Origin of the sequence: Streptomyces hesseae (genome assembly GCF_031845785.1) — a bacterium.
GTDB lineage: Bacteria > Actinomycetota > Actinomycetes > Streptomycetales > Streptomycetaceae > Streptomyces > Streptomyces hesseae.
In genome coordinates this window covers 316,352-331,508 of record NZ_JAVRFI010000006.1, presented here as the reverse complement: position 1 = coordinate 331,508, position 15,157 = coordinate 316,352, and the positions used below count along the sequence as shown (strand labels likewise).

12 protein-coding genes and 1 rRNA gene are annotated in these 15,157 nt (G+C 72.8%); 5 read left to right on the top strand and 8 right to left on the bottom strand.

Annotated elements, in window-relative coordinates; translation table 11 throughout:
• Positions 1-204: ribosomal RNA gene (locus RM609_RS13360) — 16S ribosomal RNA — on the bottom strand; the annotation flags it as partial.
• A gap of 627 nt (positions 205-831) precedes the next feature.
• Between RM609_RS13360 and RM609_RS13355 the strand changes: the two genes are divergently transcribed.
• Both RM609_RS13355 and ptsP read left to right on the top strand, forming a co-directional pair.
• Complete coding sequence (locus tag RM609_RS13355) at positions 832-1,281, top strand: PTS sugar transporter subunit IIA (RefSeq protein WP_311610670.1); 450 nt, start codon at positions 832-834, stop codon at positions 1,279-1,281.
• Positions 1,282-1,378: 97 nt separating this feature from the next.
• Positions 1,379-3,049 (top strand): phosphoenolpyruvate--protein phosphotransferase, encoded by a 1,671-nt coding sequence (ptsP, locus tag RM609_RS13350; protein WP_311610669.1) that lies wholly within the window; start codon positions 1,379-1,381, stop codon positions 3,047-3,049.
• Positions 3,050-3,110: 61 nt separating this feature from the next.
• Here the strand turns inward: ptsP and RM609_RS13345 are convergent, their stop codons facing one another.
• Together RM609_RS13345 and RM609_RS13340 are read right to left on the bottom strand one after the other, a co-directional pair.
• Positions 3,111-3,980 carry a DUF8829 domain-containing protein gene (locus RM609_RS13345; protein ID WP_311610668.1) on the bottom strand — a complete coding sequence of 290 codons (870 nt, stop codon included), beginning with the start codon at positions 3,978-3,980 and terminating at the stop codon, positions 3,111-3,113.
• Positions 3,981-4,068: 88 nt separating this feature from the next.
• The gene (locus tag RM609_RS13340; RefSeq protein ID WP_311610666.1) at positions 4,069-6,075 is read right to left on the bottom strand and encodes an acetoacetate--CoA ligase; all 2,007 of its coding nucleotides are present in this window, start codon (positions 6,073-6,075) and stop codon (positions 4,069-4,071) included.
• A 208-nt stretch (positions 6,076-6,283) separates the two neighbouring features.
• Here RM609_RS13340 and RM609_RS13335 point away from each other — a divergent pair, with 208 nt between their 5' ends.
• Together RM609_RS13335 and RM609_RS13330 are read left to right on the top strand one after the other, a co-directional pair.
• Positions 6,284-8,641: a glycoside hydrolase family 31 protein gene (locus tag RM609_RS13335; protein WP_311610664.1), complete on the top strand. Its 2,358-nt coding sequence runs from the start codon at positions 6,284-6,286 to the stop codon at positions 8,639-8,641.
• A gap of 67 nt (positions 8,642-8,708) precedes the next feature.
• A complete protein-coding gene (locus RM609_RS13330) occupies positions 8,709-9,494 on the top strand; it encodes a M15 family metallopeptidase (RefSeq protein WP_311610662.1) in 786 nt (261 codons plus the stop codon).
• 24 nt (positions 9,495-9,518) lie between these two features.
• Here the strand turns inward: RM609_RS13330 and RM609_RS13325 are convergent, their stop codons facing one another.
• The 4 genes from RM609_RS13325 to RM609_RS13310 form a co-directional block, all read right to left on the bottom strand.
• Positions 9,519-10,127: a GTP-binding protein gene (locus RM609_RS13325; RefSeq protein ID WP_311610661.1), complete on the bottom strand. Its 609-nt coding sequence runs from the start codon at positions 10,125-10,127 to the stop codon at positions 9,519-9,521.
• A gap of 141 nt (positions 10,128-10,268) precedes the next feature.
• Positions 10,269-10,775, bottom strand: coding sequence for a DUF742 domain-containing protein (locus RM609_RS13320; RefSeq protein WP_311610659.1), 507 nt, complete (start codon positions 10,773-10,775; stop codon positions 10,269-10,271).
• 8 nt (positions 10,776-10,783) lie between these two features.
• Positions 10,784-11,245, bottom strand: a complete 462-nt coding sequence (locus RM609_RS13315) for a roadblock/LC7 domain-containing protein (RefSeq protein ID WP_311610658.1) — start codon at positions 11,243-11,245, stop codon at positions 10,784-10,786.
• Complete coding sequence (locus tag RM609_RS13310) at positions 11,242-13,509, bottom strand: sensor histidine kinase (RefSeq protein ID WP_311610656.1); 2,268 nt, start codon at positions 13,507-13,509, stop codon at positions 11,242-11,244. The genes RM609_RS13315 and RM609_RS13310 overlap by 4 nt, the downstream gene beginning before the upstream one ends.
• 263 nt (positions 13,510-13,772) lie before the next feature.
• Between RM609_RS13310 and RM609_RS13305 the strand changes: the two genes are divergently transcribed.
• Positions 13,773-14,156 (top strand): hypothetical protein, encoded by a 384-nt coding sequence (locus RM609_RS13305; protein WP_311610655.1) that lies wholly within the window; start codon positions 13,773-13,775, stop codon positions 14,154-14,156.
• On the opposite strand, the gene RM609_RS13300 is transcribed toward RM609_RS13305, so the two are convergent.
• Entirely contained in the window at positions 14,137-15,111 is a 975-nt protein-coding gene (locus RM609_RS13300) for a LysR family transcriptional regulator (RefSeq protein ID WP_311610653.1), read from the bottom strand. The genes RM609_RS13305 and RM609_RS13300 overlap by 20 nt on opposite strands.
• Positions 15,112-15,157: the final 46 nt, after the last annotated feature.

The following is a 15,157-nucleotide window of genomic DNA, read 5'->3' as shown; positions in this document are numbered from 1 at the left end:
CTTTCCACCCGCCAAGATGCCTCGGCAGGTAATATCCGGTATTAGACCCCGTTTCCAGGGCTTGTCCCAGAGTGCAGGGCAGATTGCCCACGTGTTACTCACCCGTTCGCCACTAATCCACCCCGAAAGGCTTCATCGTTCGACTTGCATGTGTTAAGCACGCCGCCAGCGTTCGTCCTGAGCCAGGATCAAACTCTCCGTGAATGATTACCGGTAATCCGGTCAACACTCGCGTTGAGCGGCACAGCCGGGCGGAATAGGCCCAGCCGTGCACAGCGTCCTCGCTGTGTGCCTTCCCTAGGGAAGGACTTTTTTAAAGGAACCTCATCCATACGAGATGGACGGGGTGTCAACATATCTGGCGTTGACTTTTGGCACGCTGTTGAGTTCTCAAGGAACGGACGCTTCCTTTGTACTCACCCACAGTTTTGTTTACTGGGGCTTTCCTCCGGGCTTCCCTTCGGTGTTCCACCACTCTATCAGGAGTTTTCCGGCCCCGTTTCCGCCCCGTTCACCTCGCATACACAAAGGCATGCAGGCACACAGCAGCGGATCCGGGAAAGGATCTCGTCCATTGGAGTGCCGCCCCCGCCTCGCCAGCAGCTTGCTGCGGGCCTCGGTGGTGGGCAGGAACCCGACAGTACAGCGACTGCCAGGTCGAGGCAAATCGATTACGCACCGCACACGGTTCCCGCCCCGCGCTCCTACGCGTGCGCAGCGCGCACGCTCGTGCGGAATCCTCAGTTCCTATGACTTAGGCTTCCGACCAGTGCGCCGTCCAGGACAGGTAGTGACGGCGCGTGATGATTCTCCACCTCTGGGAGGCTTCCCATGACCACCGTGTCGTCCCCGATCGCCGGACGCGCCATCGGACTCGCGGCAGTGCCCGATCCGGTCTTCTCCGGCGCGATGGTGGGACCCGGTACCGCTATCGACCCGGTCCGTGAGCCGCACGCCGCGGTTTCCCCGGTCGACGGCGTCATCGTCTCGCTCCACCCCCACGCCTTTGTCGTCGTCGACGGCGAGGGCCACGGAGTGCTGACGCACCTCGGCATCGACACCGTTCAGCTCAACGGCGAGGGCTTCGAGCTGCTCGTCAACAAGGGCGACACCGTCACGCGCGGCCAGGAGATCGTGCGCTGGAACCCGGTCGCCGTCGAGGAGGCCGGCAAGTCCCCGGTCTGCCCCGTCGTCGCGCTCGAGGCGACCGCCGACTCGCTGGGCGACGTCGTCGAGGACGGCGATGTGAAGGCCGGCGACGCCCTCTTCTCCTGGCAGTGACCTTTCACCTTCGGTGATCTTGAGCCGTCCGGACGGACGGCGCGTACGACATCCACCGCGGCGGCCATGAGCCGCCGCATCCAACCGGAGACGTGAAATGGAGACAACGCTGCGAGGCGTCGGCGTGAGCCACGGTGTGGCGATCGGCGAGGTCCGGCACATGGGCACGGCGGTCCTGGAACCGCCGGCCAAGCAGATCCCGGCGGACGAGGCGCCGCGTGAGCAGGGGCGCGCGCGGCAGGCCGTCGAGGCCGTCGCCGCCGATCTGATCGCGCGCGGCAACCTGGCCGGCGGCGAGGCCCAGCACGTGCTGGAGGCCCAGGCCATGATGGCCCAGGACCCCGAGCTGATGGCCGACGTCGACCGACGCATCACCGTCGGCAGCACCGCCGAGCGCGCGGTGTACGACGCGTTCGCCGCCTACCGGGCGCTGCTCGCCAACGCCGGTGAGTACCTGGCCGGCCGGGTGGCCGACCTCGACGACGTCCGCAACCGCATCGTGGCGCGCCTGCTGGGCGTGCCGATGCCGGGTGTGCCGGACAGCGACGAGCCTTATGTGCTGATCGCGCGGGACCTGGCTCCGGCCGACACCGCGCTGCTGGACCCGGCGCTGGTGCTGGGCTTCGTGACCGAGGAGGGCGGGCCGACGAGTCACTCCGCCATCCTGGCGCGGGCGCTCGGGGTGCCGGCCGTGGTGGCGCTGCCCGGCGCCGGTGAGCTCGCCGAGGGCACGGTGGTGGCCGTGGACGGCAGCACGGGTGACGTCTTCGTCGACCCGAGCGAGGCGAAGCGCGCCGAGCTGACCAGGGCGGCCGAGGAGCGGAAGGCGGCGCTCTCCGCGTCGTCCGGTCCGGGTGCGACGTCCGACGGTCACAAGGTGCCGCTGCTGGCGAACATCGGCGGTCCGGCGGACGTGGCGGCCGCGGTCGAGGCGGGTGCGGAGGGCGTCGGCCTGTTCCGTACCGAGTTCCTCTTCCTGGACGACAGCGCGAAGGCGCCGTCCGAGGCCAAGCAGGTCGAGGCGTACCGCAAGGTGCTGGAGGCGTTCCCCGAGGGCCGTGTGGTCGTGCGCGTGCTGGACGCGGGCGCGGACAAGCCGCTGGACTTCCTGACCCCGGCCGACGAGCCCAACCCGGCGCTCGGCGTGCGTGGTCTGCGGACGCTGCTGGACCACCCGGAGGTGCTGCGCACTCAGCTCACCGCGCTGGCCGAGGCGGCCAAGGGGCTGCCGGTGTACCTCGAGGTCATGGCCCCGATGGTGGCGGACCGCACGGACGCCAAGGCGTTCGCGGACGCGTGCCGCGAGGCCGGGCTCCAGGCGAAGTTCGGCGCGATGGTGGAGATCCCCTCCGCCGCGCTGCGGGCCCGCTCGATCCTTCAGGAGGTCGAGTTCCTGTCGCTGGGCACGAACGACCTGGCGCAGTACACCTTCGCCGCCGACCGTCAGGTGGGCGCGGTCTCGCGTCTTCAGGACCCGTGGCAGCCGGCGCTGCTCGACCTGGTGGCCATGTCGGCCGAGGCCGCCAAGGCCGAGGGCAAGAGCTGTGGCGTCTGCGGTGAGGCGGCGTCCGACCCGCTGCTGGCCTGTGTGCTGACGGGTCTGGGCGTGACCAGCCTGTCGATGGGCGCGGCGTCGATCCCCTATGTGCGGGCGACGCTGGCCAAGCACACGCTGGCGCAGTGCGAGCGGGCGGCCGCGGCCGCCCGTGCGACGGACTCGGCCGAGGAGGCCCGTCTGGCCGCGCAGGCGGTGCTGTCGGGCGAGTGAGCCCGGTTGTTCCATGAGTGAGGGGTGTCCCACCTGCCGGTGGGGCACCCCTCACCTCTTTCTATTCGAGCTGTTCGAGCTGGAGGCCCGCCAGGTAGTCGACTCCGGGCTCCGGGGGTACGGGTTCGCCGGTGCGGGTGTCGGTGCAGTAGGCGGCGAAGACCTCGCCCGCCGTCAGGGGGCGCAGTCCGTCGCCGTCCAGGCACCAGCCGCGGACGGTCTCGGACTCGCCGGAGCGAGTGGTGCGGAGCACGACGCCGCCGGGGCTGCGCAGGGCGATGCCCGCCGCGAGGACCGTGCAGAAGAGCAGGGCCGCCGATTCCCCGAGGCGCAGCAGTCCGTCGTGGCATTGGGCTTCGACGACGGCGACCAGCGGGGTGTTCGCGTCGTCGGGCGCGGAGACGCTGCACACGAGGTGGTGTCTGCCGTCGCCCGCCGTTTCGACGAGGCGGCGCAGGAGCTTCGATGCCCTGGCGAAGGCGGCCCGGCCGGCGTCCTCGCCGGGTTCGAGGAGGGCGGAGGCGTATTCCCAGGTCGCCTGTTGTTCGGCCTCCCGGACGAGGTCGGGCAGCAGGTGGGCGAGGGGGCGGCCGTCGTAGGTGAGGCGGGCGCCGGCCGCCGCGATGTCGGCGGTGTAGCGGGTGCGGCTGGTGGGGGTGTCGGGGTCGAGGCGGGTGTCGGCGCAGTACTCCTCGTAGGCGGTGGGGTCGAAGAGGGCGAGGCTGATGTGGGTGCCCTGGGCGGCGAGTGCTCTGAGCAGGCCTTCGACCTGCCGGAGGTAGCCGGCGTGGTCGTCGAAGCGGAAGCTGCGGTATCGCCGCATGGCGGCGAAGTCCGTCTCGTCGGCGAGGACGGCCACGGTGCTCGGTGTCTCGTGGCGCAGCCTTTGTCGCGCGGTCGGTCGCTTCCGGCCGTTGTCGGTGTGCGGCATGAACTCCCCCTCGGCGCTGCGTGAAACAATGCTCACTCAGCGTAACCAGGGGCACTGACAACGGCCCTCCGCGCTCCGTTCGCCCAGGTCAGCGGCGTTCGCGGGCCAGGCGCTCGTAGAAGCCCAGCAGTTCGGCGTTGTCGACGGACCCGGGGTTGACCGCCTTCTCCAGGGGGGTGCCCTGAAGGAGGCGCTTGACCGGGACCTCGATGCGCTTGCCGGTGAGGGTGTGGGGGACGGCGGGGACCTCGATGACCTCGTCGGGGACGTGGCGCGGGGAGAGCTGCTCGCGGATGGTGCTCTTGATCTTCGCGAGCAGGCTGTCGTCCAGTGCCGCGCCCGGTGCGAGGTGGACGAAGAGGGGCATCCAGTAGCCGCCGTCGGGCTGTTCGACGCCGATGACGAGGGATTCGCGGATCTCGGGGAGGCGTTCCACGGCCTCGTAGATGTCGGCGGAGCCCATCCGTACGCCCTGGCGGTTGAGGGTGGAGTCGGAGCGGCCGTGGATGACGACGGTTCCCCGGGAGGTGAGGGTGATCCAGTCGCCGTGCCGCCAGACGCCCGGGAACATCTCGAAGTAGCTCTCGCGGTAGCGGTGGCCGTCGGGGTCGTTCCAGAAGTGGATCGGCATGGAGGGCATGGGGTTGGTGACGACCAGCTCGCCGACCTCGTCGACGACGGGCTTGCCCTGGGCGTCCCAGGCCTGGAGGTCCGTGCCCAGGCAGGGGGCCTGGAGCTCGCCGATGTACACGGGGAGGGTGGGGACGGCGCCGGCGAAGCAGCTGCACACGTCCGTGCCGCCGCTGACGGAGGCGATCCACATGTCCTCGGAGACCTCGTCGTGGATCCAGCGGAAGCCGTCGGGCGGCAGCGGGGAGCCGGTGGTGGCGACGCAGCGGACGCGGGAGAGGTCGAAGTCGTGGCCGGGGCGGACACCGGCCTTGCGGCAGGCCATGACGTAGGCGGCGGAGGTGCCGAAGAGGGTGGTGCCGGTGCGTTCGGCGACGCGCCACTGGGCGGCGGTGTCGGGGTGGCCGGGGCTGCCGTCGTAGAGGACGACGGTCGCGCCCACCAGGAGGCCGGAGACGAGGAAGTTCCACATCATCCAGCCGGTGGAGGTGTACCAGAAGAAGCGGTCGCCGGGGCCGAGGTCGCAGTGGAGGGAGAGCTGCTTGAGGTGTTCGACGAGGATGCCGCCCTGGGACTGGACGATGGCCTTGGGCAGCCCGGTGGTGCCGGAGGAGTAGAGCACCCACAGGGGATGGTCGAAGGGGACCTGCTCGAAGACCGGCTCGGTGTCGGCTGCGGTCAGGGCGTCCCACTCCAGCGTGCCCTCGGGGGCCGGGGTGCCGAGCAGCGGGATGTGGACGACGGCGCGCAGGGTGGGGAGCTCGGCGCGCAGCTCGGCGACGACGTCGGCGCGCTCGTGGCGCTTGCCGCCGTAGTGGTAGCCGTCGACGGCGAAGAGGACGATGGGTTCGACCTGCTGGAAGCGGTCGAGGACGCTGCGGGCGCCGAAGTCGGGGGCGCAGGAGGTCCAGACGGCGCCGACGGCGGCGGTGGCGAGGAGGGCGACGACGGCCTGCGGGACGTTGGGCAGGTAGCCGCTGACGCGGTCGCCGGGGCGGACGCCGAGGCGGCGCAGTTCCTCGGCGAGTGAGCCGACCCGGCGGCGGAGTTCCGCCCAGGTGATGGGGCGGGGGTCGTGGGTCTCGTCGACGTGGAGCAGGGCGGGCTCGTCGGCTCGCGCGGGGTCCTCGGCGGTGCGCAGGGCGTGCTCGGCGTAGTTGAGGGTGGCGCCGGGGAACCAGCGGGCGCCGGGCATGGCCGGGTCGGCGAGGACGCGCTCGTAGGGGGTGGTGAAGCGGACGTCGCACCATTCGGTGACGGCCTGCCAGAAGGTCTCCGGTTCGGCCACGGACCAGCGGTGGAGGGCCGCGTAGCTCGCGACGGGGTCGCCGGGGAGGGGGGCGGGCGCGCCGTGGCGTTCGGCGGCCCGGGCGTGGAAGCGGGTGACCTGCGCGCTGTCGACGCGGTCCGCGCCGGGCCGCCACAGGGGCGCCGGCTGGTCGACGGGCTGCGGTGCGGTGGTCATGTGGCTGCTCCCGGGCTTCTGCGCGTCGTGGGCGGAGCCGTGCGCACGAACGGGGTGCGCGCGTGCGGTGGCTGTGAGGACGATGCCATGTGATCGACTCGTGCACCAGGGCCGGTGTCACACCGTCGCGGGAGGGGCACGTCTTGCGGGGGTGAACGGGGGTTGAACGGTGCGCGGAGCGGCCCGGGCGGGTGGCAGGGTGAGCGGCATGGACGCTGGTGACCTTGTGCGATCGGTGAAGTGGATGGCCTCGTTGCGGGCGGTGGGGAGCGCGCAGGGGCTGCGGTCCGTGCGGTCGGCCTGGCGGCGGCACCGGGTGGACGCGGTGGGGCTGCCCCGGCAGGGGGCGGCGCGGGCCCGGGTGCCGGGGGTGGCGGAGGGCGCGGATCCGGAGCCGGGGGGCGGGGTGGTGCGGTTCGCCCGTTCCTCGCTGCGGGTGCGGGTGGCGGCGGGCGGCGCGGTGTTCTGCGGGTGGGACGGGGCGGTGCCGGAGCCGTCGTACGCGCTGGCGGGCGGCTGTCCGGAGGCGGACGAGCGGGCGGTGCTGGAGCCGGACACGGACGGCGGCTGGCGGGTGGTCTCCGAGCGGGTGCTGGTGGCGGTGTCCCGGCACGGCACGGTGGAGGTGCGTACGCCGGGCGGGGTGGTGCTGCGGCGCGATCCGGCGCCGCGCTGGTGGGAGCCGGCGGGCGCGGAGAGTGGCGGGCGGTGGGTGCAGCGCTCGGAAGTGGCGGCGGACGCGCGGTTCTTCGGGCTGGGCGGGCGGGCGTCGGGGCCGCGGCTGCGCGACGGCGTGTACCGGCTGTGGAACACCGATCCGGGCGGGGCGTTCGGGCCGGGGGACGATCCGCTGTACATCACGATGCCGGTGCAGCTGGTGGTGGCGGACGCGGGGACGCATCTGGTGTTCCACGACAACACCTGGGACGGCCGGGTCACCCTGTGGGAGGGCGAGGAGGGCGCGGGTTCGGGGCACGACCGGCCGGGGCGCTGCGAGACGCGGATGGAGGGCGGCCCGCTGCGCTACTGGGTGATGGTGGGCACCCCGGCGCGGGTGCTCCACGGCTGGGCGGCGCTGACCGGGGGTGCCGCGCTGCCGCCGGCGTGGGCGCTGGGGTATCAGCACGCGCGCTGGGGCTTCGGCAGCGAGCGGGAGGTGCGGCGGGTGGTGACCGGCTATCTGGAGCGGGGGCTGCCGCTGTCGGCGGTGCACCTGGACATCGACCACTTCCGGGGGCACCGGGTGTTCACGGTGGACCGGGAGCGCTTCCCCGATCTGCCGGGGCTGGCCGCCGGGCTGAAGGAGGAGGGGGTGCGGCTGGTGTCGATCGTCGACCCGGCGGTGAAGGCCGAGCCGGGGCTGGCGGAGTACGACACGGGGGTGGCGGCGGGGGCGTTCGTGAAGGACGCGCGGGGGCGTGAGGTGCGCGGCGAGGTGTGGCCGGGCGAGTGCGTCTTCCCGGACTTCACGGATCCGGGGGCGCGCGCGTGGTGGGGCGGGCTGTACGCGGAGCGGCTGGCGCAGGGGTTCTCCGGGGTGTGGCACGACATGAACGAGCCGGTGTCGTTCGCGGCGTTCGGCGATCCGACGCTGCCTCGCTCGGCGCGGCACGCGCTGGAGGGCCGGGGCGGCGACCACCGCGAGGCCCACAACGTGTACGGGCTGGCGATGGCCCGGGCCGGGTACGAGGGGCTGCGGAAGCTGCGCCCGGACGAGCGGCCGTTCCTGTTCTCGCGCTCGGGCTGGGCGGGGATGCAGCGCTATGGCGGTACGTGGTCGGGGGACGTGGCGACGGGCTGGCCGGGGCTGCGGGCGTCGCTGGCGCTGGTGCTGGGGCTGGGGTTGTGCGGGGTGCCGTATTCGGGGCCGGACATCGGGGGGTTCACGGGGTTCCCGTCGCCGGAGCTGTATCTGCGGTGGTTCCAGCTGGGCGCGTATCTGCCGCTGTTCCGTACGCACGCGGCGATCTCGGCGGGGCGGCGGGAGCCGTGGGAGTTCGGGGCGGAGGTGCTGGAGCACGCGGGGGCGGCGCTGCGGGAGCGGGCGCGGCTGCTGCCGTACTTCGTGACGCTGGCGCATCTGGCGCAGCGCACGGGGGCGCCGTATGTGCGGCCGGTGTGGTGGCGCTCGCCGGAGGACCGGGCGCTGCGGGACTGCGAGGACGCGTTCCTGCTGGGTGATTCGCTGCTGGTGGCGCCGGTGCTGGAGCTGGGGGCGGACCGGCGGGCGGTGCGGCTGCCGCGCGGGCGCTGGTACGACACGGCGACGGGGCGGCCGTACGAGGGGCCGGGGCAGGTGCTGCTGGACGCGCCGCTGTCGCGCGTTCCGGTGCTGGCGCGGGCGGGATCGGTGATTCCGGTGGCGGGTGCGGACGGGGAGGTGGAGCTGGAGGTGTGGGCGCCGGCTCCAGGGCGTACGGGGGGCGGGGTGCTCATCACCGACGCCGGGACGGGGTGGGAGGGGCCGGAGGTGGTGCGGTTCACCTCGCGGTCGCGGGGTGGGGTCGTGACGGTGGAGCGGGAGGGGGCGGAGGAGGTGGGGTATCGGGTGCGGGTGCGGGGGTGAGCCCGGGGCCCACTGCGCGGGTACGCCCCCTTCCGTACCGCCCCGTGGGCTGGTATTCCCGTGGGCCATGCCGAGATTCTCCGCGCTCTGTCGCGCGCTCGTCCTTCCGTTCGCCGCGCTCACGGCCCTCGCCTCCGCGCCCGCCGCCCAGGCGGCCCCGTCCGGGCCGAAGCCGCCCCCGGGGTTCGTCGCCCTCGCCGACGTCGATCCGACGATCGTGCAGGAGATGCGGTACTTCACCCCGCACAACTTCACCGGTCACCGCGTCGACGGCTACGAACGTCCGCGGTGTCTGCTGACGCGCCCGGCCGCCGAGGCGCTGCGGCGGGCGCAGCGGGTGCTGTTGCGGCAGGGGCTCTCGCTCAAGGTGTACGACTGCTACCGCCCGCAGCGCGCGGTGAACGACTTCGTCGCGTGGGCGAAGGACCTGGGCGACGAGCGGATGAAGGCGGAGTTCTATCCGCGGGTGGCCAAGTCGCGGCTGTTCGAGGACGGCTATATCGCGGCGAAGTCCGGGCACAGCCGGGGCAGCACGATGGATCTGACGATCGTGCGGTTGCCGGCGTGGCCCACGCGTCCGTATGTGCCCGGTGAGCCGCTCGTGCCGTGCTTCGCTCCTCGATGGCAGCGTTTTCCCGACAATTCCCTGGACATGGGGACGGGTTTCGACTGTTTCGACACCCTCGCCCACACCCTCGACCCACGGATCCAGGGGCAGCAGCGGGCCAACCGGCTGCGGCTGAAGTCGGTGATGGAGGGGGCGGGGTTCGGCAATCTCCCGGAGGAGTGGTGGCACTACACGCTGCGTGGTGAGCCGTATCCGGACACCTACTTCGACTTCCCGGTCCGCTGACACCGGCGCAGCGGGCAGGTGCCCTCAGACGGTCGCCGGGCGGCGGGCGGTGATGCCTGTCGCCAGGGCGTGTTCGACGACGGAGACCAGGACGCGCTTCACGGATTCGCGTTCGCGGGCGTCGCACATCATCACGGGCACCTCGGGGTCGAGGTCGAGGGCGTCGCGTATGGCCTCGGCGGAGTGGCGCGGGGCGTCGTCGAAGCAGTTGACGGCGAGGGTGAAGGCGATGCCGCGCCGTTCGAAGTAGTCGACGGCGGCGAAGCAGTCGGCCAGGCGCCGGGTGTCGGCGAGGACGACCGCGCCGAGGGCGCCCTGGGCCAGCTCGTCCCAGAGGAACCAGAAGCGGTCCTGGCCGGGGGTGCCGAAGAGGTAGAGGACGAGGTCCTCGCGGAGGGTGATCCGGCCGAAGTCCATGGCGACGGTGGTGGTGCGCTTGGCCTCGACGCCCGAGGTGTCGTCGACCGGGCGGCCCGCCTCGGTCAGCAGTTCCTCGGTGCGCAGGGGCATGATCTCGCTGACGGAGCCGACCAGCGTGGTCTTGCCGACGCCGAAGCCGCCGGCGACCAGGAGCTTGAGGGTCAGCGGTGCGGCCTGGGGCTGTATTCCGCGGTCGGGGCGCCCGAAAACCATGGGATTTCCTCCGAATTCAGGATCGGTGCGACATGGCGCTCCCCCGTGGTCGTGCCCCCGTGTTCCCCCTCGTGGTGATCGTTCCGTACGGGCGGCGGTCTGTTCAACCCCCTTTCGGCCCTTCCCGTGGGCCGGGCGGCCTCACAGGGCGCGCAGACCGTCGATCACCTCGCGCAGGACGCCCGCGTCGGGCAGCTCCGCCGGCGGGACCGGGCGGGAGACCCGGACGTACCCGGCGTCGATCAGATCGCCGACCAGGACCCGGACCACGCCGACCGGCAGGTCCAGCGTGGCGGCCAGCTCCGCGATGGAGTGGGGCTCCCGGCGGGCGAGGTCGGCGATGTCGAGGTGTTCCGGCGAGAGGGTCCGGTCGGCGATCGCGTACGCGCCGCCGGGGTGGGCCAGCAGGAACTCCTCGGCGACGACGAGCGCGATCAGGTCGAGCCGTCCCTCGGCCGGGGCCTTGGTGCGGCCCCGGGTCATGGTGTACGGGCGGACCACGGGGCCCGCCGCGTCGTCGTACCACTGGGCGGTGTGCTCGCCGCCGGGCGCCGCGCCCGGCCGGGCGGCCGGACCCCACCGGCCGGTGGTCCCGGCCGTGGGCCCGGAGGGTGTCTGCCGCGGGAACGCGGTGGGGTCCTCGGTCATACCGCCGGTCACTCGCCGGCGACGCCGGTGCGCGGAGCGGTGGCCAGGTGCGCGCCGACCCGCTTGACGAGCAGCGTCATCTCATAGGCGACCTGGCCGATGTCGGAGTCGGCGTCGGCGATGACGGCCAGACAGCTGCCGTCGCCGGCGGCGGTGACGAACAGGAACGCCCGGTCCAGCTCGACCATGGTCTGGCGGACCTCGCCCGCCGCGAAGTGGCGGCCGACGCCCTTGGCGAGGCTGTGGAAGCCGGAGGCGACGGCGGCGAGGTGCTCGCCGTCCTCCTGGGACAGGCCCTTGGAGGTGCCCTTGGCCAGGCCGTCGCTGGAGAGCACCAGCGCCTTGCCGATGGTGCCGACGCGCTCGACGAGGTCGTCGAGGAGCCAGTTGAGCTCGCCGGATCCGGCGCGTGAGCGGTCCTCGCCCGTCGCCGACGGAGTGTTGCGTATCGCGGCCTGGTGTGCGGTCATCGACCGTCCCCCTCAGTTGTCGTTCGTGGTGCTGTGGTGCTCGTCGTCATCTCATTGTCCTCCCGTGCCCGTTGCCAGCCGCGCTGGAGGGCGGCCATGCGTGCCCGTACCTCCTCGGCGTCGCGGTCGGAGTCGGGTTCCGGGGCGGGACGGGTGCGGGTGGCCGGCGCCTGGGCGGGCTCCCGCAGCTGTGGGGCGAGGCTGGCCTGCCGGACGCGCCGGGGCAGGCCCCCGGTGGGGGTGCGCTCGTCGTGGGCGCCGTCGGCGGCCTGCTGGTGGGTCTCCTCGTCGGGGAACACCGCGCGACGGGCCGGGGTGCGTACGAGGGGCCGGCCGCCGGTGTCCTCCCGGTCCGTCCGTCCGCCGCTCGGGGCGATCTCGGTGAGCAGCGCGGACGGGATGAGGACGACGGCGGTGGTGCCGCCGTACGGGGAGGGCTGGAGGGAGACGCGGACGCCCTGGCGGCGGGCGAGCCGGCCGACGACGAACAGGCCGAGGCGGTCGGTGTCGGACAGCTCGAACTCGACAGGATCGGCGAGGCGGAGGTTGGCCTCCAGCAGCGCGTCGGGGCTCATGCCGAGGCCGCGGTCGTGGATCTCCAGGGCGAAGCCGTTGGGGACGCGCTCGCCGAGGGCGTGGACGGTGGTGTGCGGCGGGGAGAACGCCGTGGCGTTCTCGAGGAGTTCGGCGAGGAGGTGGGTGAGGTCGGCGACGGCGGGGCCGTCGAGGGCCAGCCGGGGCAGCCGGCGCACCTCGATCCGCTCGTACGCCTCGACCTCGCCGACGGCCGCCCGGACGACGTCCATCAGCGGGACGGGCTTGCGCCACTGCCGGGAGGGGGCGGCGCCGGAGAGGATGACCAGGCCCTCGGCGTGGCGGCGCATCCGGGTGGTGAGGTGGTCGAGGCGGAAGAGGTCGGCGAGGTGGTCGGTGTCCTCGGTGCGACGTTCCATGGCGTCCAGCAGGGTCAGCTGACGGTGGAGCAGGACCTGGCTGCGGCGGGCGAGGTTGACGAAGACGTCGGAGACGCCGCGCCGCAGGTCGGCCTGTTTGACGGCCGCCTCGACGGCGGCCCGCTGGAGGGTGTCGAGGGCCTGGCCGACCTGGCCGAGTTCGTCGGGCCCGTGGGCGAGCCGGGGGACCTCGGCCTCGACGTCGACGCGCTCGCCCGCCGCGAGGCGGCGCATCACGCCCGGCAGCCGGACGCCGGACGCCTCGTGGGCCTCCTTGCGCAGCCGGTGGAGGTCCTTGACGAGGCCCCGGCCGACGCGGAAGGAGATGACGACGGAGCAGACGAGGGCGATCAGGCCGAGGACGCCGGCGACGACGGCCTTGGCGATGACGCCGAGGGCGACGGGCCGGACCCGGTCGCTGAAGCGGTCGATGGCCTCGATGCTCATCCGGCCGAGGTCGTCGAGGACGGGCGTGACGGTGGTCTGCCAGCGCCGGGCGTCGATGGCGTGCGGGGCCCGGGCGGAGCCGGCGAGGACGACGGTGTCCTCGGCGGCGCGCAGCGCCTCGGCGTTGGTGCCGCGCCAGTAGTCCTCGTAGGTCTTCTGCTCGGCGACGGGCAGGACGGCGAGGTGGGTGTTGTAGAGGGTGCGGCGTTCGGCGATGTGGTCGGAGAACGCGCGTAGATCCTGACGGCTCATGCTGCCCGCGGCGAGGGCGGCGGCCAGCAGGGCGTCCTCGCGGGCGACGGCCTCGCGGGCGCGGCCGAGGCCCACCATGGCGCGGCTCTGCCGGTCCGTCTCGGCGTCCTGGAGGGCGGCGAGGCTGCCGAGGAAGTCGTAGTAGGGCTCGACGATGTCGTTGTACGCCTGGAAGGCGGCGTAGCGGGTGAGGGTGCCGTCCTCCACCTTGCGGCGCACGCCGGGGAGCCCGTCGAGGGTCTTCTCCAGGATGCGGAAGCGCCGGGCGGCGGTGGGGCTCATGTCCTCGCGCACATCGCCGTGGATGCCGGCGCGGAAGGCGGCGACCGCCTTGTCGGTGGCGCGCTGCTCGGCGCGCAGTTCGCCCCGGACGTCGGCGCGGCGGGGGTCGGCGAGGTGGACGAGGGTCTGCCGGCGCTCCTTCTGGAGGGTACGGACCATGTCCCCCGCGGGGTAGCCGACGGTGCGCATGACGTCGGCCGCGTCCATCAGCTGGACGGCCTCGTTGCCGGTGATGACGGTGGCGAAGGCCCACAGACCGGTCAGGGACACCAGGGGCACCAGGAGCAGCGTCACGATCTTCCGGCGGATCGACTTCCCGCGAAAGCGCATGGCCTCCCCTACGTCAACCCCGGCGCACGGGGATGGTGTTCCGATCAGATCGTGGCGACAGTGATGCGCCGCGAGCCTACTACTGCCACGCGCTCGGCTCGAAGACCAGTACGTCCGGGGCACATCGGTCTGGCCGGATTTCTCCTCGTAACGGGGAACCTTCGGGGCGTCCCGTTCGCTCTTCCCTCACAGGGGAGGCGGGGCTGTTTCCGGGCGCTTCGGGAGAACCCGTTCGGGGCAGCCACAGGGGGAGGTGAGCCGCCATGGACCTGGAACGTGACGTCTCGTCCCATGACTCGGGCGCGCGCAGGCCGTTGTGGGTCGAGGAACCGGCGCGCAGGCCGCGTATGCCCGATCCGGTGCGTTCGTCCGCCGTGCGGGCGGTCCTCGTCATCGCGGGGACGCTTGAGGTGACCACGGTGACGGTGCTGTTCGCCCTCGCCGGGGTATGGCTGGTCCTCCCGGCCGTGCTGTGCGCGGTGGGAGGGACGGTGGCCGCCACGTGGGCGGTGCTCGATGTGTGGGTGACGCGGCAGGTGTGGCGCCAGCGGCACGGTGTGGTGTCCGTGCCGAGCAGTACGGCCCGGGCGGTGCGCAAGGCACGGCGTGCGCGCTTCCCCGGGGCGGTCAGCCCGGAGAGGTTATAGGCGCTGCGGGCGTGGGCGCGGTGGCTGTGGGGGCGTGGGCGGGCGGTTCGGGCAGCCAGTCGCGCGCCGGGTCGTACTCCAGCCAGCGGCCGCGCCCGCCTTCCTCGGCACAGGCGGCGGTGAGGCCGCTCAGCCCCGGATGGGTGTCGCCGGTGCGCCACAGCAGCGACCAGGCGTAGAGCGGCGTGGGGTCGACCAGCGGGACGCAGCGCAGCCCGGGGAGCTTCGGCAGGGGCAGGTCGGCGGGCAGCAGCGAGAAGCGTCGCGGGTCCGCCGCCACCTCGGTGAGGAAGTGGGTCAGCCCCAGGTTGACGCTCGTGGCCCGGTTCCCGATGCCGAACCGGTCGGCGAACTGATGGAGGAAGTCGAGCCGGTCCAGCGCGCCGGGTGCCCACAGCACGCTGTCGCGCAACTGGTCCGGGCGTAGCGCCGCCTCGGCCGCGAGCGGATGGTCCGCGCCGATGACGGCGTCGACCGGTTCGAGGCGGACGAGACGGTGTGTCAGCCCGGTGTGCAGGGGTGGGTGGACCCGGCCGAAGGCCGCGTCGATGTCGCCGTGCAGCAAGGCCGCCGTCACGGACGGCAGGTCGCGTCCGTGCCCCAGCTCCAGCTCGCCGGCCCGTCCGGCGACCCGGGCCAGTGTCCGCATCGGCGCGTAGAGATGGCCCCAGACGTCGACGCGCAGCGGACGGTCCGTCCCGATCACCGCCGCGACCGCGGCGTCCGCTGCGGCCAGGGTCTGCCGGGCCGGTGGGAGGAAGCGCTCCCCGGCCTCGGTGAGGCGCACCCCGTTGCCGCCGCGGTGGAACAGCTCGGTGCCGAGCAGGGACTCCAGCCGCGCGATCCTCTTGGACAGCGCCTGCTGGGAGACCGCGAGCGTCCCGGCGGCCCGCCCGAAGTGCAGTTCCTCGGCGGTACGGACGAAGGCACGTATCTGCGCCACGTCGAGATCCATGGCCCCCACCATAGGCGACAACCAGAAGTTGTCGGTCGTGCTCGTT